The 21271-nt window shown below is 63.9% G+C and carries 22 protein-coding genes; 10 read left to right on the plus strand and 12 right to left on the minus strand.

Annotated elements, in window-relative coordinates; genetic code table 11:
• Position 1: 1 nt before the first annotated feature.
• The 3 genes from NKI95_RS01910 to NKI95_RS01920 form a co-directional block, all read right to left on the minus strand.
• Positions 2 to 424, minus strand: coding sequence for a hypothetical protein (locus NKI95_RS01910; protein ID WP_352713640.1), 423 nt, complete (start codon positions 422 to 424; stop codon positions 2 to 4).
• Positions 424 to 1677, minus strand: a complete 1254-nt coding sequence (locus tag NKI95_RS01915; protein WP_352709259.1) for a sarcosine oxidase subunit beta — start codon at positions 1675 to 1677, stop codon at positions 424 to 426. Before NKI95_RS01915 ends, NKI95_RS01910 begins: the two co-directional genes overlap by 1 nt.
• Positions 1678 to 1805: 128 nt before the next feature.
• Positions 1806 to 2546 carry a hypothetical protein gene (locus NKI95_RS01920; RefSeq protein WP_352713642.1) on the minus strand — a complete coding sequence of 247 codons (741 nt, stop codon included), beginning with the start codon at positions 2544 to 2546 and terminating at the stop codon, positions 1806 to 1808.
• A gap of 198 nt (positions 2547 to 2744) precedes the next feature.
• On the opposite strand from NKI95_RS01920, the gene NKI95_RS01925 reads away from it, so the two are divergent.
• From NKI95_RS01925 to NKI95_RS01950, 6 genes are all read left to right on the plus strand, one after another.
• Positions 2745 to 3503: an SDR family oxidoreductase gene (locus NKI95_RS01925; RefSeq protein WP_352713645.1), complete on the plus strand. Its 759-nt coding sequence runs from the start codon at positions 2745 to 2747 to the stop codon at positions 3501 to 3503.
• 109 nt (positions 3504 to 3612) lie between these two features.
• Complete coding sequence (locus tag NKI95_RS01930; RefSeq protein ID WP_352713648.1) at positions 3613 to 3999, plus strand: SET domain-containing protein; 387 nt, start codon at positions 3613 to 3615, stop codon at positions 3997 to 3999.
• A 265-nt stretch (positions 4000 to 4264) separates the two neighbouring features.
• Entirely contained in the window at positions 4265 to 4537 is a 273-nt protein-coding gene (gene rpsU / locus NKI95_RS01935) for a 30S ribosomal protein S21 (protein ID WP_023675331.1), read from the plus strand.
• Between the two features lie 161 nt (positions 4538 to 4698).
• Positions 4699 to 5544 carry a tetratricopeptide repeat protein gene (locus NKI95_RS01940; protein WP_292657303.1) on the plus strand — a complete coding sequence of 282 codons (846 nt, stop codon included), beginning with the start codon at positions 4699 to 4701 and terminating at the stop codon, positions 5542 to 5544.
• A 136-nt stretch (positions 5545 to 5680) separates the two neighbouring features.
• A complete protein-coding gene (locus NKI95_RS01945) occupies positions 5681 to 6154 on the plus strand; it encodes a DUF992 domain-containing protein (RefSeq protein WP_352713651.1) in 474 nt (157 codons plus the stop codon).
• 412 nt (positions 6155 to 6566) lie between these two features.
• Positions 6567 to 8018 (plus strand): MFS transporter, encoded by a 1452-nt coding sequence (locus NKI95_RS01950; RefSeq protein ID WP_352713654.1) that lies wholly within the window; start codon positions 6567 to 6569, stop codon positions 8016 to 8018.
• Here the strand turns inward: NKI95_RS01950 and coaBC are convergent, their stop codons facing one another.
• From coaBC to ubiE, 3 genes are all read right to left on the minus strand, one after another.
• Positions 8019 to 9482 carry a bifunctional phosphopantothenoylcysteine decarboxylase/phosphopantothenate--cysteine ligase CoaBC gene (gene coaBC / locus NKI95_RS01955; protein WP_352713656.1) on the minus strand — a complete coding sequence of 488 codons (1464 nt, stop codon included), beginning with the start codon at positions 9480 to 9482 and terminating at the stop codon, positions 8019 to 8021.
• 66 nt (positions 9483 to 9548) lie between these two features.
• Positions 9549 to 11123, minus strand: coding sequence for a 2-polyprenylphenol 6-hydroxylase (ubiB, locus tag NKI95_RS01960; protein WP_352713659.1), 1575 nt, complete (start codon positions 11121 to 11123; stop codon positions 9549 to 9551).
• 70 nt (positions 11124 to 11193) lie between these two features.
• The gene (gene ubiE / locus NKI95_RS01965) at positions 11194 to 11970 is read right to left on the minus strand and encodes a bifunctional demethylmenaquinone methyltransferase/2-methoxy-6-polyprenyl-1,4-benzoquinol methylase UbiE (RefSeq protein ID WP_352713661.1); all 777 of its coding nucleotides are present in this window, start codon (positions 11968 to 11970) and stop codon (positions 11194 to 11196) included.
• A gap of 167 nt (positions 11971 to 12137) precedes the next feature.
• Between ubiE and NKI95_RS01970 the strand changes: the two genes are divergently transcribed.
• The 3 genes from NKI95_RS01970 (at position 12138) to NKI95_RS01980 (ending at position 14546) form a co-directional block, all read left to right on the plus strand.
• Positions 12138 to 13112, plus strand: a complete 975-nt coding sequence (locus NKI95_RS01970; protein ID WP_352713663.1) for an adenosine deaminase — start codon at positions 12138 to 12140, stop codon at positions 13110 to 13112.
• Positions 13113 to 13255: 143 nt separating this feature from the next.
• Positions 13256 to 13885: a uracil phosphoribosyltransferase gene (upp, locus tag NKI95_RS01975; protein ID WP_023675320.1), complete on the plus strand. Its 630-nt coding sequence runs from the start codon at positions 13256 to 13258 to the stop codon at positions 13883 to 13885.
• Between the two features lie 100 nt (positions 13886 to 13985).
• Complete coding sequence (locus NKI95_RS01980; RefSeq protein WP_352713664.1) at positions 13986 to 14546, plus strand: TIGR02281 family clan AA aspartic protease; 561 nt, start codon at positions 13986 to 13988, stop codon at positions 14544 to 14546.
• Between the two features lie 110 nt (positions 14547 to 14656).
• Here the strand turns inward: NKI95_RS01980 and deoA are convergent, their stop codons facing one another.
• The 6 genes from deoA to NKI95_RS02010 are packed head-to-tail and all read right to left on the minus strand — an operon-like array spanning position 14657 to position 20831.
• The gene (deoA, locus tag NKI95_RS01985) at positions 14657 to 15976 is read right to left on the minus strand and encodes a thymidine phosphorylase (protein WP_352713667.1); all 1320 of its coding nucleotides are present in this window, start codon (positions 15974 to 15976) and stop codon (positions 14657 to 14659) included.
• On the minus strand, positions 15976 to 16794 hold the full coding sequence (locus tag NKI95_RS01990) for a purine-nucleoside phosphorylase (RefSeq protein WP_352713670.1): 819 nt from the start codon (positions 16792 to 16794) through the stop codon (positions 15976 to 15978). The genes deoA and NKI95_RS01990 overlap by 1 nt, the downstream gene beginning before the upstream one ends.
• Complete coding sequence (gene cdd, locus NKI95_RS01995) at positions 16791 to 17183, minus strand: cytidine deaminase (protein ID WP_352713673.1); 393 nt, start codon at positions 17181 to 17183, stop codon at positions 16791 to 16793. The genes NKI95_RS01990 and cdd overlap by 4 nt, the downstream gene beginning before the upstream one ends.
• A gap of 6 nt (positions 17184 to 17189) precedes the next feature.
• The gene (locus NKI95_RS02000) at positions 17190 to 18161 is read right to left on the minus strand and encodes an ABC transporter permease (RefSeq protein ID WP_352516902.1); all 972 of its coding nucleotides are present in this window, start codon (positions 18159 to 18161) and stop codon (positions 17190 to 17192) included.
• Position 18162: 1 nt separating this feature from the next.
• Positions 18163 to 19302, minus strand: a complete 1140-nt coding sequence (locus tag NKI95_RS02005; RefSeq protein WP_352465913.1) for an ABC transporter permease — start codon at positions 19300 to 19302, stop codon at positions 18163 to 18165.
• The gene (locus tag NKI95_RS02010; RefSeq protein ID WP_352713676.1) at positions 19299 to 20831 is read right to left on the minus strand and encodes an ABC transporter ATP-binding protein; all 1533 of its coding nucleotides are present in this window, start codon (positions 20829 to 20831) and stop codon (positions 19299 to 19301) included. Before NKI95_RS02010 ends, NKI95_RS02005 begins: the two co-directional genes overlap by 4 nt.
• A gap of 181 nt (positions 20832 to 21012) precedes the next feature.
• On the opposite strand from NKI95_RS02010, the gene NKI95_RS02015 reads away from it, so the two are divergent.
• Entirely contained in the window at positions 21013 to 21222 is a 210-nt protein-coding gene (locus NKI95_RS02015; RefSeq protein ID WP_031211352.1) for a SlyX family protein, read from the plus strand.
• Positions 21223 to 21271: the final 49 nt, after the last annotated feature.

A 21271-nucleotide genomic window follows, 5' to 3' on the forward strand; every position in this document is an offset into this window, starting at 1 on the left:
CCTACAGTTCGCCGTGGCCGACGCGAGCGCCGGCAGGTTGGTCGCAAAGCCTCTGGCCCATCGTCACGAAGGGCGCGACCAGCCGGATGCGCTCCTCGATGCTGGCTACCGGGCGGAAAAGGTCGCGATACGCCATATTGCCGACCGAAAGCGTCATCGGTTCGGTCGTCACGATGACGTAGCGCCGCTCGAATTTTTCGCCTTCCTCGAGATCGGCTGGCCGGTTCTCCATAAAGGTGACCACTCTCTGACCGGCGCTCCAGGCGCAGGCGAGTACACCCTCGTCGACGGAAAACGGCCAATCCGCTTCATTGCCGGCGCGGCTGATGGGCTGCAGGCGCACCTCCTCTGGCGTCGGGATATGAAACAGGCCTTGCTCGCCGGCGAGCATCAGCGGCATGGCGACGGCCATCTCGGTCACCATCAGTGCGCCACCGCTGCCGCCGCCGCCTCGTCGATCAGCCGGCCGGTGCGGAAGCGCTCTATGGTGAAGGGCGCGTTGATCGGGTGCGGATCGTCCCTGGCGATCGTATGGGCAAAGACATGGCCCGAACCCGGCGTCGCCTTGAAGCCGCCCGTGCCCCAGCCGCAATTGACATAGAGGCCGGGCACCGGCGTCTTGGCCAGGATCGGCGAACGGTCCGGCGTCACGTCGACGATGCCGCCCCATGAGCGCAGCATCTTCATGCGCGTGAAGATCGGAAACATCTCGCAGATCGCGTCGAGCGTATGCTGCAGGATGTGCAGGCCGCCGGTCTGCGAATAGGAGACATATTGGTCGGTGCCGGCGCCGATGACCAGCTCGCCCTTGTCGGACTGCGAGATATAGGCATGCACCGTGTTCGACATCACCACGCAAGGCACCACCGGCTTGACCGGCTCCGATACCAGCGCCTGCAGTGGATAGCTTTCCAGCGGCATGCGCACGCCGGCCATGTTCATGATCACCGAGGAATGGCCGGCGGCGACCACGCCGACCTTCCTGGCGCCGATGAAGCCGCGCGTCGTCTCGACGCCGGTAACCGCGCCGTTCGGCGCCCGCTTGACGCCGGTGACCTCGCAATTCTGGATGATGTGGACGCCGCGCGCCGAAGCGCCGCGCGCATAGCCCCAGGCGACGGCATCGTGGCGCGCCGTGCCGCCGCGGCGCTGCAGGGCAGCACCCATAACCGGGTAGCGCGCATCGCGCGAAATGTTGAGCGGCGGGCAGAATTCCTTGGCCTGTTCCGGCGTCAGCCATTCATTGTCGATGCCGTTCAGCCGGTTGGCGTGGACGTGCCGCTTCAGCACCTGGATGTCGTGGATGTTGTGGGCGAGCATCATGACGCCCCGCGGCGAATACATGACGTTGTAGTTGAGCTCCTGGCTGAGCCCGTCCCACAGCTTCAGCGCATGGTCGTAGATGCCGGCGCTTTCGTCATAGAGATAGTTGGAGCGGATGATGGTGGTATTGCGGCCGGTATTGCCGCCGCCGAGCCAGCCTTTTTCCAATACCGCGACGTTGGTGATGCCGTGCACGGTGGCGAGATAATAGGCGGTGGCCAGGCCATGGCCGCCGGCGCCGACGATGACGACGTCGTACTCCTTCTTCGGCTCCGGCGAGGACCACTGTTCCTCCCAGCCCCTATGACCGCGCATGGCCTCGCGGGCGATGGCGAATACCGAGTATTTCTTCAACGTTGCAGGCCTCGCAAATGGCGGCCGGGCAGATCAGACAACCCCGGCGCGCGAGCTGTATCACTAGCGAAACCGTGCTGCCAGCCTTGCACTGTTTGCGACGGCGCTTGCCGTTTTGCGCCGTGCCTTCAACGGCCGCTGTTGTGAGCTTCGCGTTTTGACGTTTCAGCCGACGCACGCTTCAGGATAGACGGCCCGATTGCATAGGTCGGCCGTAAAAAGCCCCGGCGACAATCGGCGGCGATTTTACGAACCTCTGCATCGCCCGACTGCTCCGCCATGGCCACGAAACGCTCAACGATCACCTCGCGCTGCCTGATAGCCACTGCGGCGGCAAAGCGCCGCAACACAGCATCAGGATGATCGAGCAACCGGGGCAGGTCCTCGGCGCTCGGCATGAAATAATGACCGCGAGGACTTACCAGCGTCCCAAAAATCGAGTCCGGGCGCAGAGCGGCGGCATTTTCCACCGCAAGCCTCAACTGCCAACGCTGCGCGAGGCAAATGAACTGGACGACCTTCCATCGAACGCCCGCATGTTCGTCATCCAGCCTCAGAAAAATGCGGCCGAGAACGACTCCATCAGCTGGCGTGGTGCAACTCCACAGCGCCTCGATTGCATCGAACCGAGTACGCCAATGTTTGCTGTCGAGCAGGTTGGCTATCTCCTCGACGACGCAATTCATCTTGAAGCTAAGTGTTGGCCTTATTTCAGCTACCAGAAATGCCGCCGTGCCCTGCGTATAACTATTACTGGATGTCAGTAACGGCCGCAGATTCTCGATCGGAAAGCCCTTTTGGAAATACGAAAGGAGATCGTTCGCCAGTTTGCCGTCGCCCTCGTAGCCGGGCTCCAGCAACTTGCTCATCATGTCTTGGGGGGTCATTGCAAATGGGTGGCGCGTCCACCCGCGAGTTTTGGATGAGGACCCGTAGCTTGGTGGCCAGCGGAGGTCAAGAAGCGCTGTTGAAAACAGCGCAGGTATCGGGTGGTTCGCACCGCCCCGATTTGCGACCAAGCATCCCGATTGCCGGCAAGGGCCGGCGCGAAAGAAGGATGCAAAAAAATGCTCGCACTTGCCAACAAAGTTGCCATCGTCACCGGCGCCAGCTCCGGCATCGGCCGCGCCACGGCCAAGGTGTTTGCGGAGGAAGGCGCCAAGGTGGTCGTCGCAGCCCGTCGCCAGGCGGAGCTCGATGCGCTGGTTGCCGAAATCGAAGACGCCGACGGCACCGCCGTCGCTCTTGCCGGCGATGTCCGCGACGAAGCCTACGCAAAAGCCCTCGTCGACCTGGCGGTCGGGAAATTCGGCGGGCTGGACATCGCCTTCAACAATGCCGGCTCGGTCGGTAGGATGGGGCCGGTCTCGGAGCTGTCGCTGGAGGGCTGGCGCGAGACGCTCGATACCAATCTGACCAGCGCCTTTCTCGGCGCAAAATACCAGGTGCCGGCGATGATCGATCGCGGCGGCGGCTCGTTGATCTTCACCTCCACCTTCGTCGGCTACACGGTCGGCATGCCCGGCATGACCAGCTATGCCGCAAGCAAGGCCGGTCTGATCGGATTGACGCAGGTGCTGGCCGCCGAATATGGCCCGAAAGGCGTCCGGATCAACGCGCTGCTGCCAGGCGGCACCGACACGCCTTCGGCAACGTTCAAGACACCTGAATCGCGAGCCTTCGTCGAAAACCTGCATGCCTTGAAGCGCGTCGCCGAGCCTGAGGAGATCGCCCGCTCGGCGCTTTACCTGGCTTCCGATGCATCGAGCTTCACCACCGGCACGGCACTGTTCGCCGACGGCGGCGTCTCGATCACCCGGACGTGAAGCGTTTCGCGGTCGGCGCATCGGCGCGCAAGCCAACGTCAGAAAAACCAGTCTTGCTTTTTCCGGCGATTTGACGATTCCGTCTTCTCCTCGAAGACGGATTGGAAACATGCTGCTGATCAGAACCTATATCGCCGCAAGCGCAATCGAAGGCGTCGGCGTGTTCGCCGCCGAGCCGGTCCGCAAAGGCGCGCAGATCTGGCGTCTCGATCCGGACTTCGACCGGCTGATCCCGGTCGAAAGATACGAGACTGCGCCGCCGCACCTCAAGGAATTGCTCGACAGATATGCCTATCCCAGTCCGGACCGGCCGGGCTTCATGGTCTATGAGGTCGACAATGGCCGTTTCATGAACCACGCCGACAAGCCGAACACCGACTTTTCGCAGCATGGCGGGGCCACCGCGACCCGCGACATCGCCGCCGGCGAGGAGATAACCTGCGACTACGGCGAATTCTTCGAGGGTTTCGAGCAGCTCCACCTGGCCACAGCGTAGCGGCGCCTATCTGGTCCAAGGTGAATTTTGTTCTTGCTTTGTGCCGGCAGCTATGCTATTAATTTCGATATGGTGCTGATTCACACCGAAGACCCGCCGCCGAGGCGGGTTTTTCGTTTCGGGGTCGGCACCGTCTCTCAATCGGCTGTGGACAGCGCCCCTTGATTCTGCTATCAGCCGCCCCAATTCGTGGTGTAACGCGCCGCGGAGGCTTGTGGCTATGGCCGCTTGCCTGTTGATTTCAAACCGAAAGACAGGATTGCACGTGCAGGTACTCGTCCGCGACAACAATGTTGATCAGGCGCTTCGCGCGCTCAAGAAAAAGATGCAGCGCGAAGGCATCTTCCGCGAAATGAAGATGCGCGGACATTACGAGAAGCCCTCCGAGAAGCGCGCCCGTGAAAAGGCGGAAGCCGTGCGCCGTGCCCGCAAGCTGGCCCGCAAGCGCGCCCAGCGCGAAGGCCTGCTGCCGATGACGCCGCGTCCGGTCGCGGCCGGTGCTGCCGGTGCCGGTGCTCCGCGTCCGCCGCGGTTCTGACGTCAATTTTTCGTCCTTTTCCAAGGATATCCAAGGTGGCGCGATGCGGAATCGCCGCCACCTTTTTGTTGTGAGTTCGACCCGGTCCGAGAGGACCGGTTGGGAGAGATGCCGGTTCGGAGGGGCCACGGACCAGACGGCGCAGTAAGGACAGGGCAGACATGGACGCAATCACCGTAGAGCGCAGAACCGCGTGGCGCGGCCTCGCCCTGACGGCAGCCCTGCTTTCCGGGATGGCGCTTGCCAGCTGCCAGAGCGTTCCAACCGGCGAGTTCAACAACATCGACAAGGCGCAAGCCTCGAGCGAGAACATCTCCTCGCTGTCGGCGGTGATCCAGCGCAACCCCCAGGATCCGGAAGCCTACAATGTGCGAGGCTCGGCCTATGGCCGCGGCGGCCAGTACCAGGCGGCGCTGAAGGACTTCGACACCGCCATCCAGCTCAATCCGAATTTCTACCAGGCCTATTCGAACCGGGCGCTCATCCAGCGCTTCCTCGGTGACCAGGCAAGCGCGCTGGCCGACTACAACCGCTCGATCCAGATCAATTCCAATTATGACGCCGCCTATATCGGCCGCGGCAATCTCTACCGCAGGGCCGGCCGGATCCAGGAAGCCTTCAACGATTTCCAGAAGGCCATCCAGCTCGACACGACCGACGCGCGCGCCTATCACAATCGCGGCCTGATCTACCAGAGCCAGGGCCAGCACGCCTTTGCCATCGAGGATTTCTCGACCGCCATTTCGCTAGCGCCGGATGCTTCCGAGCCTTACAACGGACGCGGCCTCTCCTACCTTGCCATGAACGACGAGGACAACGCCTTCGCCGACTTCAACATGGCCATAAAGCTCGACGGCAAGAACGCCGAGGCCTGGTCCAACCAGGCGCTAATCTACGAACGGCGCGGCGACAAGGTCAGGGCCGCGAAATCCTACCGCGAGGCCGTGCACCTCAATCCGACCTACCAGCCGGCCAAGGACGGCCTGGCTCGCACCAGCGCCGGCTGAGCGGGCCGGTTTATCGGGCCGCCCTTTCCGCACCCCGACAACCCTGCGTTTACCCTTGCCTTGCTGGCGCCAAGTTTTCGGCGGAACGCTCGGCGTGCTCAGCCGTTTGTACAAAGCCATTGGAAAGGACCCCGCCATGATCAAGAAACTCGCCTGTGCCGCCGCTCTGGCGACGACCGTCGTTGTCGCTCCCGCCAGCGCCAGCAAGCTCCAGCTCGGCGTGCTCGACTGCACCATCGACGGCGGCACGGCCTATCTCGTCACCTCCAACAAGGATGTTTCCTGTGTCTTTCGTCCGCATCGTGGCGGTCCCTCCGAAGTCTATACCGGGGTGATTTCCAAGCTCGGCGTCGATGTCGGCCGGACGCACCAGGGCCAGCTGGTATGGGCGGTTCTGGCGGCGACCCGCAACCACGATGAGGGCGACCTTGCCGGCAGCTACTATGGCGTGAATGCCGAGGCCAGCGTGGTCACCGGTGGCGGCGCCAATCTCTTGGTCGGCGGCCTCGACAGCGCCTTTTCGCTGCAGCCGCTCAGCGTCCAGGCACAGACCGGCGTCAACCTGGCGGTCGCCGTCACGTCGCTGGACCTGATCCACTCGTTCAAGTAACGGCGTAGCATGGCTCCCCGAGCGGCGGGGAGCGTAGGTGTCGGCCTGCGAATAGCTGCCGAAAGCTCATGGATTCCGGCAGGCCCACTCCGCAGAGGATGGGCCGCCCTGATGTTCAAAGTTGCAGCGCTCGAAGATCACGGCATGGCAACTGTGTTCATGCCGTTACCGTGACCGAAGATTGCGGCGATCCAATATTGCTCGTCTTCGGTCTGACCAGAATCTCAATGCCTCGTGATCGTCCCCCCATCGCACAATTTTGACATCCGCCACGACAACGGCGATCAAAACCGCTTGATCTCAACTGTGGTTGAGGTTCTACAAGCCCTCCCGCGAGGCGGCGCGCGTCCATTTCGACGCGACGAATGCTCAGTATCTTAGATCGGCGCCCAAGAAAATTCGGGAGGACGGGGTGACCAAAACAAGCACAAATAGAGTTGACTGGCGCGCGCTGTGGGCGAGCGGCGACCTGGCGCGCTTCTGCTTCATCAGCCTCGGCATCCTGCTGCACGCCACCAACGAAACGATGGTGGCAACGGTCATGCCGGCCATGGTCGGCGAGCTCGCCGGTGTGCAACTGTTCGGCTGGTCGCTGGCGATCTACGAGCTCGGCGCCATCGTTGCCGGTGCGGCCGCCGGACGGCTGGTGAGCTATGTCGCGCTGCGTACCAACATGATGGTCGCCGCAATGCTCTATGCCGGCGGCGCGCTGGTCTGCGCCACCGCGCCTTCGATGCCGCTGTTCCTCAGCGGCCGCCTGATCGAGGGGCTCGGCGGCGGCGCGCTGGTGTCGCTGGCCTTCGTCTCGGTCGAGCGGCTGTTTGCCCGCGCGATCTGGCCGCAGCTTTTCGGCGTCATGTCGGCGATCTGGGGTGTCGCCGCCTTCAGCGGGCCGGTGCTCGGCGCGGTCATGACCGAATTGCTGTCCTGGCGCTGGGCCTTCGGCGTCTTCACCCTCGGCGGCACGGCCATGGCCCTGGCAAGCTTCATCGTGCTCGATACGCCTGAAGCAACAAGGCCGCAGGCGACCGGCGGCTCAGCGCCGCCTTTCCCGTTTGCAGCACTTGGCTGCCTTGCCGTCAGCGTCGTGCTGATCGCCACCGCCGGCGTCGACATCGCCCTGCTGCGCTCGTCGCTGCTGCTCACCCTCGGCCTGATCGGCCTGGCGCTGTTTATCCATATCGACGCGCTGAAGCCGCGCTCGCGCCTGTTCCCGTCGCGGCTGTTCTCATGGCGCTCGCCGGTCGGCGCGGGCATGACCATGGTCGCGGCGTTCTCGGTGGCGACCTGCTCGTTCGCGGTCTACGGGCCACTGCTCCTGACCAGCCTGCACGGCATTCCGATCCTCACCACCGGCTACATCATCGCCGCCGAATCGATCGCCTGGTCGATCCTGTCGATCCTCGTCGCCAATGCGCCGCCGGAGCGCGAGCGGCTGATCATCGTCGGCGGAGCGCTGATGATCGCCACGGGCATCGCCGGTTTCGCCTATACGGTGCCGGCGGGCTCGATCCCGTTGATCCTGCTTTGCGCCTTGCTGCAAGGCGGCGGTTTCGGCATCGCCTGGCCGTTCGTCACGCGTGTCATCGTGGCATCGGCGCGGGAAGGCGAGCAGACGGTCGCCTCGGCCGCCGTGCCGACCATGCAGCGCATCGGCTATGCCGTGGGTGCGGCACTGACCGGCATCGTCGCCAATGCCAGCGGCTTTTCCGAAGGTCTGAACCGCGAGGCCGCGGCAAATGTCGCCGCCTGGCTGTTCCTCGCCTTCATCCCGCTCGGAATCCTGGGATGCCTCGCCGCCTTGCGGATATCGGGGACGAGCGACGCGCAGCCGGCGAAGCTGCCAATCTCCGTCGGGGATTGACTAGACCACGACCGTCTTCAGCCGGTCGGCGATCAGTGCCGCGAGCCGCGTCGCCACCTCGTCCTTGCTCATCTCCGGCCATTCCTCGACGCCGGCCTTTGAGACGATCCGCACCTTGTTGCGGTCGCCGCCCATCACGCCCGGAGAACCGCCTTCATGCGAGACATCATTGGCGACGATAAGATCGGCACCCTTTTTCGCAAGCTTGGCCTCGGCATTCCTGACCAGGTCCTGCGTCTCCGCGGCGAAACCGACCACCAGCATCGGCCGCTTTTTGTGATGCCCGACACCGGCAAGAATATCGGGATTTTCCACCATCTGCAGCACCGGCGGACCCTCGCCCGCCACCTTCTTGATCTTTTCCCCGGCCGAGCTTTGAGCGCGCCAGTCGGCGACAGCCGCGACGAACACTGCCGCGTCGGCCGGCAGCAGCTGTTCGACCGCATCCTTCATCTCGACGGCAGTTTCGACATGCAGCGTGGCGACGCCGGCCGGATCGGCAACGCCGACCGGACCGGAGACGAGACGCACGTCGGCGCCAAGCCTGGCCAGCGCCGCCGCGATCGCATGGCCCTGCTTGCCCGACGAGCGGTTGGCGATGTAGCGCACCGGGTCGATCGGTTCATGCGTCGGTCCGGAAGTGACGATGATCTTTCTTCCCGCCAGCGGCTTTGGCCGGCTGTCGAGCAGCGCCTCGATCGCGGCGACGATCTCCAGCGGCTCGGCCATGCGGCCCTCGCCCGCCTCGTTGCTCTCGGCCATCTCGCCCTTCGACGGGCCGATAAATGCGATGCCGTCCTTCTGCAACGTCGAGCGGTTGCGCCGGGTCGCCGGATGCGCCCACATCTTCGGGTTCATGGCGGGCGCCATTAAAACCTGCTTGTCGGTGGCGATGAGCACGGTGGAGGCAAGATCATTGGCGTGGCCGTTGGCGAGCTTCGCCATCAGGTCGGCGGTGGCCGGCGCCACGACGATAAGGTCGGCCTCGCGCGACAGGCGGATGTGGCCGACATCGTGCTCGTCCTGGCGGTCGAACAAATCGATGAAGACATGATCGGCGGACAGCGCCCCGACCGACAGCGTGGTGACGAATTCCTGCGCCGCCGCGGTCATCACCACGCGCACCGAAGCACCACGCTCGCGCAGCCGGCGCATCAGGTCGAGCGCTTTGTAGGCAGCGATGCCTCCGCCGATGATGAGCAGGATGCGCTTGCCGGAGAGGACACCTCGCGCGACTTGGCTGGGGACCGCGACCACCGGAGCTGCAGGATTCTGCAAGCTTATCAGTTCGCGCAACGTTTTCTCGATCTGGTCGATGCGGCCGGACGAACCGAGTTGACCTTCGACCGCTGCGCGGATCATGACCCGCGCCTGGTCTTCCATTGACCGGCCATTCTCCGCAGCCAATCGGCGCAGCATATCCTTGACCTCGTCATCAAGGTTGCGGATCGTGATGCTGGCCATGTGATTGCACTTTATCCGAAATCGCCGAAGGCAATGATAGCAATGCAATCAATCGACAACAAGGCGTTAGAGCAGCTTCCAGGCGATATACACCAGCGTCAATGCGATTACCCACAGCGCCAGCCGGCCGGAGCGGGTGTAGCGCGCCTCGGCCCTGCCGATTGCGTGCGCGGTCCTTTCGTCGAAGCGCAGGCCGTGTTCGGCCATCAGGTCGATCTCACGCGACAGCCGCTCGGTGCGGGCAGCGAGGTCCGGCGCCTGGCGGGCCAGCGCCAGCAGCGCGTTGGCGCCGTCGCGCGCATCGGCCAGTAAAGCGCGCGGGCCGAGATTGCGCGTAATCCAGCCGCTCACCACAGGTTCCGACGTCTTCCACATGTTGAAGGCCGGGTCGAGGGTGCGGGCGACGCCTTCGACGACGACCATGGTCTTCTGCAGCAGCACCAGCTCGGATCGCGTCGCCATGTCGAAGAGGTCGGTCACCTCGAACAGCAGCGTCAAAAGCTTGGCCATCGAGATGGTCTCAGCCGGCTGGCCGTGGATCGGTTCGCCGATCGCCCGGATCGCCTGGGCAAAGGCTGCGACATTGTGCTGGCGCGGCACGTAGCCGGCCTCGAAATGCACCTCGGCGACGCGCTGGTAATCGCGCGTGATGAAGCCGTAGAGGATTTCAGCGAGGAAGCGGCGCTCCTTCCTGCCGAGCCGGCCGGCAATGCCGAGATCGACAGCGACGATGGTGCCGTCGGCCTCGACGAACAAGTTGCCCGGATGCATGTCGGCATGGAAGAAACCGTCACGCAGCGTATGGCGCAGGAACGACTGGACCAGGTTGGCGGCAATCGCCTTCAGGTCGTGGCCGGCGGCGGCGAGGCCGGCAATATCGTTCAACTTGATGCCGTCGACCCATTCCATGGTCAGCACGTCACGACCGGTGCGCTCCCAGTCGACCGACGGCACGCGAAAGCCGGGATCGTCCTTGGTGTTCTCGCCGAGCTCCGAAAAAGCCGCCGCCTCCAGCCTCAAATCCATTTCGATCTTGGTGGTCTGGGCCAGCGTCTCCGTCACCTCGACCGGCCGCAGCCGGCGCGACGACGGGATGTACTTTTCCTGCAGCCGGGCGGCGAGGAAATAGCTCTCGAGATCGCGAAAGAAGCGGCGGCGCACGCCCGGCCGGATGACCTTCACCGCCACTCGCCTAACGACGCCGTCCTGCATCGTTTCGGCGGTATGGACCTGCGCGATCGAGGCGGCGGCGACGGCCTCGCCAAAACTGGCATAGAGCTCACCGACCTTGCGTCCGAGCGATGCTTCTATCGCCGCTATGGCCTCGGCCTTGGGAAAGGTCTGCATCTTGTCCTGCAGCATGGCGAGATCAAGCGCGATATCGTTGCCGACGACGTCTGGCCGTGTCGCCAGGAACTGGCCGAGCTTGACGTAGGACGGGCCGAGCCGCACGACCGCCTTGGCCAGCCTGTCGCCGCGCTCATAGGCAAGCGCGCGCCGGCGGGTGAACAACCGGGCCATGCGCCAGCCGAATTTCGGCAGGCCGAAGAGTTCGTCGCCAGGCAAAGCCGCGATGACCCCTTCGCGGACCAGCACCCAGCCGGCCCGCACGAGCCTGAAACCAGCGCCGATGCTGCTCATGGCTGGCTTTGCCCTGCCGGTTTCCCGAACTGGCGAAAGGCACGTCGGGCTATGAAAATGCGGGCCAGCCTCAAAGCTTCCAGCCCGAATGAAGCGCGGCGATCCCGCCGGAATAATTGCGGAATGAGGCGCGGTCGAAGCCCGCGCGAGAAATCATCGCCGCGAAATTCTGCTGATTGGGAAATTTGCGGATCGATTCGACCAGATAGGAGTATGGCTCGCCATCGCCGGTCACCACCTTGCCGATCCGCGGGATGGCGTTGAACGACCACGCTTCATAGACCTTGTCGAGCAGCGGCATCTCGACCTCGGAAAATTCAAGGCAGAGAAAGCGCCCGCCAGGCCTCAGCACGCGATAGGCTTCGGCAAGCGCCACATCGATGCGCGGCACGTTGCGGATGCCGAAAGCGATGGTGTAGGCATCGAAAGCAGCGTCGGCAAAAGGCAGTTCCTCGGCATTGGCTTCGACGAAATCGGTATTTGCCGACAGGCCCTTTTTCTCGGCCCGGTCGCGGCCGACGGCGAGCATCGAGCCATTGATGTCGAGCACCGTCGCATGGGCATGCCTGCCGCTCGCCTCGACGATGCGGAAGGCGACATCGCCGGTGCCGCCGGCAACGTCGAGAACGCTCCAGCCCGGCCGCTTCGGTGGATTGAGCCAGGCGACCATGGCGTCCTTCCACAACCGATGCAACCCGGCCGACATCAGGTCGTTCATCAGGTCGTAGCGGTTCGCCACCTTGTGGAAAACATCATTGACCAGGGACTGCTTGTCGCCTGGTCCTACCCGCTTGAAACCATAGGAGGTTTCCATGCCGCCCGCAGCTGTGGTTCTTTCAACCGACATCGTTTTGATCCGCCATAAAATCGGCGGGACCATAGCCGATCGATGGTGCGGGCGCTATTGTTTAAGGCGCGGTGTTCGGCCGCGCTTCGAAGCAGGTGCCGGAAAAGTGTCACACGGTTTTCCGGCAAGAACTTGCGTCATAAGAAAAAGCCTGACGGGATAATCGAATGCCTTTGAAAGCAGAACTGCACTGCCACATCGAAGGGGCAGCGGCGCCTGAACTCGTCCTCCGCCAGGCTGAGAAATACGGCAAGGATGCCTCGCCCTATATCCAGGACGGCTCCTTCGTCTGGCACGATTTCACCTCTTTCCTCGCCGCCTACGACTTCTCGTCCGACCTGTTCCGCACCGAAGAAGATTATGCGCGACTGGCCGATCACTACCTGACCAGCCTTGCCCGCGACGGCGCCATCTATTCCGAGGTTTTCACCTCGCCCGACCATGCCAGCAAGGCCGGGCTGTCGCCAAAGGCCTATACCGACGCGCTCGGCGAAGGCATGGCCCGCGCCAAGGCAAAGACCGGCATCGAAGGCCGGATGATCGTCACCGGCGTGCGCAATTTCGGCGTCGAATCGATCGAGCGGGCGGCACGTTTCGCCGCCCGCAGCGGACATCCGCTGGTCACCGGCTTCGGCGTCGCCGGCGACGAGCGGATAGGCGACCTGGAAGACTATGTCAGGGCCTTCGAGATCGCCCGCGAGGCCGGCCTCGGCATCACCGTTCATGCCGGCGAGTTGTTGGGCTGGGAAAGCGTCGAGGCGGCACTCGACCACATCCGCCCGTCTCGCATCGGCCATGGCGTGCGCGCCATCGAGAACCCCGAGCTTGTGCGGCGCATCGCCGACGAAGGCGTCGTGCTCGAATGCTGCCCCGGCTCCAATATCGCCCTGAAAATCTTCGACAGCTTCGCCGACCATCCCTTTCCCGCCTTGCGCGCGGCGGGCTGCAAGGTGACGCTCAACTCCGATGACCCGCCCTATTTCTGGACCTCGCTGAAACGCGAATACGACATCGCCGCCGAGCATTTTGCCATGGATGACAAGGCGCTCACCGCCGTCACCAGGACGGCCATCGAGGCAGCCTTCGTCGACAGGAAGACCAGGGCGGCGCTGCTGGGCAGGCTCGGCGCCAAGGGCAGGTGAATGGTGAATAGTGAATGGTTCACCCGGCGCTTCGGTCCATCAACCGCGAGTTTTTCCGCGCAACCAAGGACTCGCAAACCAGTTCACTATTCACTATTCACCATTCACCATCCACTATTCACCTGCGCAGTTCGGAGAACACCATGAAGGGCGTCACCGTCGTCGACCATCCGCTTGTCCAGCACAAGCTGACCATCATGCGCAAGAAGGAAACCTCGACGGCCGGTTTCCGGCGGCTGCTGCGCGAGATCTCGCTATTGCTCGGCTACGAGGTCACCCGCAATCTCGAACTGACGACGACGACGATCGAGACGCCGATCGAGACGATGGAGGCGCCGACGCTGGAGGGCAAGAAACTGGTCTTCGCCTCGGTGCTGCGCGCCGGCAACGGCTTGCTTGAAGGCTTGCTCGATCTGGTGCCGGCGGCGCGTGTCGCCCATATCGGCCTCTACCGCGACCATGAGACGCTGGAGGCTGTCGAATATTTCTTCAAGGCGCCGGGCGACCTCGCCGACCGGCTGGTGATCGTCGTCGACCCGATGCTGGCGACCGCCAATTCGGCGATCGCGGCGATCGACAAGCTGAAAGGCCGCGGCGCCACCAACATCCGCTTCCTCTGCCTGTTGGCGGCACCAGAGGGCCTCGAGCGGTTTACCCAGGCGCATCCCGATGTTCCGGTCTTCACCGCTTCCATCGACCGCCAACTCAACGAGAAGGGCTACATCATGCCCGGTCTCGGCGATGCCGGCGACCGCATGTACGGCACCAAATAGGTCCGTTTACCGATTGTTTACGCAAACGGCTGGTTTCCGCATTCGTTAAAGCGGCAAACACCATATCGGACTAAGGATCGGCAACCACAAAGGCCGGTCCATGCTGCGCAAGCTTCTCATCCTTGGCGTATTTGCCGGAACGTCGGCATCGCTGCCGATCGTCTATCAGTCGAATCCACAGGTAATCGAGCGGCTGTTGAAATCCGCCGTCGGAACCAAGCCGGCCGACACACAAACCGACCTGAACCTCGCCGCCGTTCCGGACAGGCCGGCGACGCCGCAGCCGCTCGGCCGCAAGGTCGTCGTCACCGCGGACGCGCGCGGGCATTTCATGTCGGCCTTCAAGTTGAACGGCCGCCAGATCGACGGCATGATCGATACCGGCGCGACGCTCGTCGCCATCAACAGCTCGACCGCACGCAGGATCGGCATCTCGCTCAATTCGTCGGACTTCAGCCATCAGGTCAACACCGCCAACGGTGCGATCAAGGCCGCCGTGGTGACGATCGACCGCCTGCAGATCGGCAGGATCACCGTCGAGGGCGTCGAGGCCGTCGTGCTCGACGACAGGGCGCTGCACACCAACCTGATCGGCATGAGCTTTCTGCAGCGGCTCGAAAAATACCAGGTCGAAGACGGCACGCTGCTGCTGGTTCAGTAGACCGTGATCCCGAACCGCAGGTCCGCGCCAGCGAAAAGAGGGAACCGGTTTTCGGACAAGATCATGGTCCAAGAGAGATAGAGCCCATCCGATACCCATCGGAATGGGCTCTACCCGCGCGGCAGGATCCGCCGGATGACGGTTTTCTCCGTGGCCGGTTTGGAAGTGCCGATCGTATAGGCCGAAAGCACGGCGGCGGCGGCCGCTTCGGCATCCCCGGTATTGCGGGCATGGACCAGCGCCAGCGCTTCGCCGGTCCGCACTTCAGCGCCGACTGGCAACAGCCTGGTGATGCCGACGGCGTGATCGATCCTGTCGTCCGGCCGCGTCCGCCCGCCGCCAAGCCCGACCACCGCAAGCCCGATCTCGCGGGTCGCGATGCCGGTGACAAAGCCGTTCGCGCTCGCCTTGACGGCAAATTCCGTTGCCGTTTTCGGCAGATATTTTTCCGGATTTTCGATGAAGTCGGCGGGACCGCCAAGTGCCGCCACCATGCGCGCGAAGATGGAAGCGGCGCGGCCGCCGGCCAGCGTCTCGGCGGCGCGGCGCAGGCCGTTCTGGTTGGACGACACCAGGCCTGCCGATTGCAGCATTTCGGCGGCCAGCGCCAGCGTCACGTCCTCCAGCCGCCGGTCGCGAAAGCGGCCGGTGAGAAAATCGACGGCGTTGCGCACCTCGACCGCATTGCCGGCGGCGGATGCCAGCGGCTCGTTCATGCCGGTGACCAGCGCCGAGGCCTTAAGGCCGGCGCCATTGGCGACGTCGACCAGGCTGTTGGCCAGCGCGGTTGCATCGCGCGATTTCTCCATGAAGGCGCCGTTGCCGACCTTGACGTCCAGCACTAGCGAATTGAGGCCGGCGGCCAGCTTCTTCGATAGGATCGAGGCGGTGATCAGCGGCACCGATTCCACTGTTCCCGTCACATCGCGGATGGCGTAGAGCCTGGCGTCGGCGGGTGCCAGATCGGCGGTCTGGCCGATGATGGCGCAGCCGGTTTCCAGCACCGTCTTGCGGAAGCGTGCAATGTCCGGCTGGCTGATATAGCCGGGGATGGCATCCATCTTGTCCAGCGTGCCGCCGGTATGGCCCAGACCCCTGCCGGAAATCATCGGCACATAGGCGCCACAGGCAGCGACGATCGGTGCCAGCATCAAGGAGACATTGTCGCCGACGCCGCCCGTCGAATGCTTGTCGGTGACCGGCCCAGGCAGATCCGACCAGTCGAGCACATCGCCGGAATCGCGCATCGCTATTGTCAGCGCCACCGCCTCGTCGCGGCTCATGCCGTTGAAGAACACCGCCATGGCGAAGGCGCCGACCTGCGCGTCGGTAACGGTGCCGGCGGTCAGGCCCTCGATAAAGAACGCGATCTCCTCAGCCGAGAGCTTCTGGCCATCGCGCTTGCGGCGGATGATTTCCTGGGGAAGCATCAGGCGTCGACCCTGTGCTCCGGAAGCCCGTCCTGAAAAACGCGCTGCAGGATGGTCGCCAGCCGCGCGCCGCCGACCGGCGCCATGTCCTTGGTCTCCTGGTGCGACAGCTCGGCTCCGGTCATGCCGGCGGCAAGGTTGGTGACGACAGAGCAGGCGGCGACGCGCAGGCCGAGGAAGCGGGCGAGAATGACCTCCGGCACCGTCGACATGCCGACCGCGTTGGCGCCCATGACGCGCGCCATGCGGATCTCGGCGGGCGTCTCGAAGCATGGGCCGGAGAACCACATATAGACGCCCTTGTGCAGCGTGGTACCGGTGGCCTTCGCCGCCTGCTCGATGGCGGAGCGGAGACCGGCGTCATAGGCTTCGGTCAGGCCGACGAAACGGCGGTCGCTCGGCTCGCCTATCAGCGGGTTGGAGCCCGAGAAATTGATGTGGTCCGTGATCAGCATCACCGAGCCCGGCCCCATCCCCGGATCGACCGAACCGGCGGCGTTGGTGAGGATCAGTTTGGAGATGCCGAGGCCGGCAAGCACCTCGAGTGCCGGCCGCATCGCCGCCGCGTTGCCGTGCTCGTAGTAGTGTGCGCGGCCGGACAGCATCAGCACCGGCGTGCCGGCAAAGAGTCCCGCCACCACCTCGCCGGCATGGCCGCTGACGCCGCTTCTGGGAAACCCCGGCAAGTCGGCGTAGGAAATGCGCACTGCATCCTCGACCTTGTCGACAAGCCCGCCAAGCCCCGATCCCAGCACCAAAGCGGTGGTCGGCGCCAGCCCGTCCAGCCTTTCGACGAGGTGATCGAGCGCTTCTTTCATTTCAGCACATCGCCCTGGAATCCGTATGGCAGCAACTCGCCCATGGTCACGGTCTCGACCACGCCACTGTCATCGCAGAGATAGAACTTCGTTTCCGGCCGGCAGAATTCCGCCAGCCGCTGCCGGCAGCCGCCGCAGGGCGAGCATTTTGCCACGCGTTCGGCGATCACGGCGACTTCCGTGATCTTGCCGCCGCCGCCCATGATGTAGTTGGCAAGTGCGGTGGTTTCAGCGCACCAGCCCTCCGGATAGGACGCGATCTCGACATTGGCGCCAGTGAAGACACGGCCGTCCTCGGTGCGCAACGCCGCGCCGACCGGAAATTTCGAATAGGGCGCATAGGCCTTGGCCATGGCGGCTTTCGCCGCTTCGAACAGATCATGAGCCATGATAGATCAGCGTTCCTTGACATAAGGCACGCCGCCGGCGCGCGGCGGGATTGCCTTGCCGATGAAGCCGGCAAGCAGGATGACCGTCAGGACATAGGGCAGCGCCTGCATGAATTGCACCGGCACCTTGCCGATCAGCGGCAGCGGCGTGCCTTGCAGGCGGATCGACGCCGCGTCGAGGAAGCCGAACAGCAGGCAGGCGAACATGGCGTTGACCGGTTTCCATTTGGCGAAGATCAGCGCGGCCAGCGCGATGTAGCCCTTGCCGGCGGTCATGTCCTTCACGAAGCCGCCATTCTGCACCATCGACAGATAGGCGCCGGCAATGCCGGTGAGCACGCCGGTGCAGATCAGCGCCCGGTAGCGCAGCCAGGCGACGGATATTCCGGCGGTATCGACCGCGGCCGGGTTCTCGCCGACGGCGCGCAGGCGCAAGCCGAAGCGGGTGCGAAACAGCACCCACCAGGTGAACGGCACGGCCAGGAAGGCGAGATAGACCAGCACGGAGTGGCCGGAGATGAGTTCCGAATAGATCGGCCCGAGGATCGGAACGCTCCTGAGCGCATCCGCGCCCGGCCAGATGATTGCCTCGAAGCGCTCGCCGGCGGCCAGCGCTGGCGTGCGCCCGCCTTGCTGGAACCAGGCCTGGCCGAGCATGATCGTCGATCCGGCCGCAATGAAATTGATCGCGACGCCGGAGACGATCTGGTTGCCGCGATGGGTGATCGAGGCAAAGCCGTGGATCAGCGCGAAGGCAACCGAGATGAGGATGGCCATGCCGAGCCCGAGATAGGCCGAGTGGAAGACCGAGGCGGCGGCGGCACCGGCGAAGGCGCCGACAAGCATCTTGCCCTCGAGCCCGATGTCGAAGACGCCGGCGCGCTCCGAATAGAGGCCGGCGAGGCAGGCGAGCAGCAAGGGAACCGACAGGCGGATGGTCGAGTCCAGGACCTGCACGATGGCATTGAAGAAATCCATCTCAGGCACCCTTCCCCTTGACCGCTTCCATACCAACCGATCTCGGGCTGAGCGAGGCGAACAGCGCCTGGACGTAGGGCCGGAACATATGCTCGAGCGCGCCGGCGAACAGGATGACGAGGCCCTGGATGATGACGATCATGTCGCGGCTGATCGCCGGCATCTCGAAGGCGAGCTCGGCGCCGCCCTGGTAGAGCATGCCGAACAGTATTGCGGCAAGCACGATGCCGACCGGGTGCAGGCGGCCCATCAACGCCACTGCGATGCCGACGAAACCGGCGCCCGAAACGAATTCGAGCGCGACATTATGCTGGTCGCCCATCGTCGGATTGAGCGCCATCATGCCGGCCAGTGCGCCCGAGATCATCATCGCGATGATGATGATGCGGATCTCCGAAATGCCGGCATAGCGCGCCGCTTTCGGGCTATGGCCATAGGTGCGCATCTCGTAGCCCAGCTTGGTGCGCCAGATCAGCACCCACACGAGAAAGGCCATGGCCAGCGCCAGCAGCGAGCTGACGTTGAACGGCGCCGAACGGATTTTGGCGCCGAACAATTCGATGATCCAGTTGAGCTTCGGCAATTGTGCGCCTTCGAGGAAGGTGCGCGTCTGCGGCGCCATCGAGCCGGGCGGCTTCAGCATGCCCACCAGCGCATAGACCATGACGCTGGCGGCGATGAAATTGAACATGATGGTGGTGATGACGATGTGCGAGCCGCGCTTGGCCTGCAGATAGGCCGGGATCAGCGCCCACAGCGCGCCCATCGCCGCTGCGGCGACAATGGCAATCGGGAAGGTCAGCCACCAGGGCAGCACGCTGTCGAAGGCCAGGCAAACGATGCCGATGCCGAGACCGGCGATATAGCCCTGGCCCTCGCCACCGATGTTGAACAGGCCGCAATGCGCCGCAACCGCCACCGAAAGCCCGCTGAAGATGAAGGTGGTGGCATAGAAAAGCGTGAACGCGATGCCTTGGCCGCGACCGAAGGCGCCCTCGACCAGGACGACGGCTGCGCGCAGCGGGTTCTCGCCAACCAATATGACGACGAAGCCGGCAACGACGAAGGCGACGAACAGATTGATCAGCGGGATCAGCACGTAATCGGCCCAGGCCGGCAGCTTGGCATAGGGAGTGCTCACTCGGCCGCCTCCCGGTGCTCGACGCCGGCCATCAGCAGACCGAGTTCGCCCTCGGTCGCGTCGGGGCCGCGCTCGCCGACGATGCGGCCGGCAAACATCACCAGAATGCGGTCGGAAAGCGAACGGATCTCGTCGAGCTCGACCGAAACCACCAGCACCGCTTTGCCCTGGTCGCGCATCGCGATGAGGCGCTTGTGGATGAATTCGATGGCGCCGACATCGACGCCGCGCGTCGGCTGGCCGACGATCAACACGCCGGGATCCTGCTCCATTTCCCGCGCGAGCACGATCTTCTGCTGGTTGCCGCCGGAGAAATTGGCGGTCTTGAGGCGGCAGTCGGCCGGGCGGATGTCGTATTTGACGATCTTGTCCCTGGCATCGTTACGGATGGCGTCGATGTCGAGGAACGGCCCCTTCAGATAGCGCTCGTCGTCCTGGTAGCCGAGGATCGAATTCTCGTTCTCCTCGAAGGCCAACACCAAGCCGACATGGTGGCGGTCCTCCGGCACATGGGCAAGGCCGCGCTCGCGCAGCTCGCCAGGGTCGGCGGCGCCGGTCAGGTCGATCGGCTTTCCGTCCAGCATAACCGAGCCCGACACGGCATGCCTGATGCCGGAAATCGCCTCGAGCAGTTCGGATTGTCCGTTGCCGGCGACGCCGGCAATGCCGACGATCTCGCCGGCGTGTACGTCGAAGGAGACGTCGTCGACCATGGTGACGCCGCGGGAATCCTTGACCGTCAGGTTCTTGACCGCGAGCTTGACGCCGCCGGCCTTCGCCTCGCCCTTCTCGACGCGCAGCAGCACGCGCCGGCCGACCATCAGCTCGGCCAACTCCTCGACCGTGGTCTTCCTGGTTTCGCGTGTCGCCACCATCGTGCCCTGGCGCATCACCGAGACCGTGTCGGTGATCGCCATGATCTCGCGCAGCTTGTGGGTGATCAGTACGATCGTCTTGCCCTGCTCCTTCAGCTGCCTGAGGATGCGGAACAGATGGTCGGCCTCGGCCGGCGTCAGCACGCCCGTCGGTTCGTCGAGGATCAGGATCTCGGCGCCGCGATAGAGCGCCTTGAGGATTTCGACGCGTTGCTGCAGGCCGACCGGCAATTCCTCGATGATCGCGTCGGGATCGACTTCGAGCCCGTATTCGCGCTCGAGCCGCTCCAGCTCGGAACGAGCCTTGGCGATGCTCTTCTTCAGCAGCGCATCGCTTTCGGCGCCGAGAATGACGTTTTCCAAGACCGAGAAGTTGTCGACCAGCATGAAGTGCTGATGCACCATGCCGATGCCGAGCGCGATTGCATCGTTTGGTGTCTTGATCGATGCCGGCTGGCCGCCGACACGGATTTCGCCGGCATCGGCCTGGTAGAAACCATAGAGGATCGACATCAGCGTCGACTTGCCGGCACCGTTCTCGCCGACGATGCCATGGATGGTACCGCGCATGATCTCCAGATTGATGTCGCGGTTGGCGCGCACGGCGCCAAAGCTCTTGTCGATGCCGATCAGCTCGATTGCGGCTTGCGCCATGCAGCCTGTTCCCACTGTTATTTTTTTACCGCTTGGTCAAACGCCTAGCATGACGCCCAGTCTGTGCCAATTGGGTCTGTGCCAATTGGCCGGAGCAGGGTTCACTCTCGACAAATCCCGCCATGCTTGTCAATTTCCAACGTGGCCGCAGCCTGCACAATCGCCTGATCGAGGATTTCAAATGACCATGCCCGAGGACCGGCTGACGACGCTGGAAATCCGCGCCGCCGAGCAGGAGAAGACCATTGAGGAACTGTCCGGCCAGATCGCCGAACAGTGGAAGGTGATCGAGCGCATGCAGCGCAAGCTCGACGCGCTGGCCGAGCGCTTCCTGGCGCTGGAGGAACAGGCCGCACCCGACGTGCCGGTAACCAAGCCGCCGCACTGGTGAGCGGCTGACAATGCAAAACCGCCGGGCTTTCACCCGGCGGCTCGTCAGT

It is taken from the genome of Mesorhizobium sp. M0306, assembly GCF_040321655.1.
Classification (GTDB): Bacteria; Pseudomonadota; Alphaproteobacteria; order Rhizobiales; family Rhizobiaceae; genus Mesorhizobium.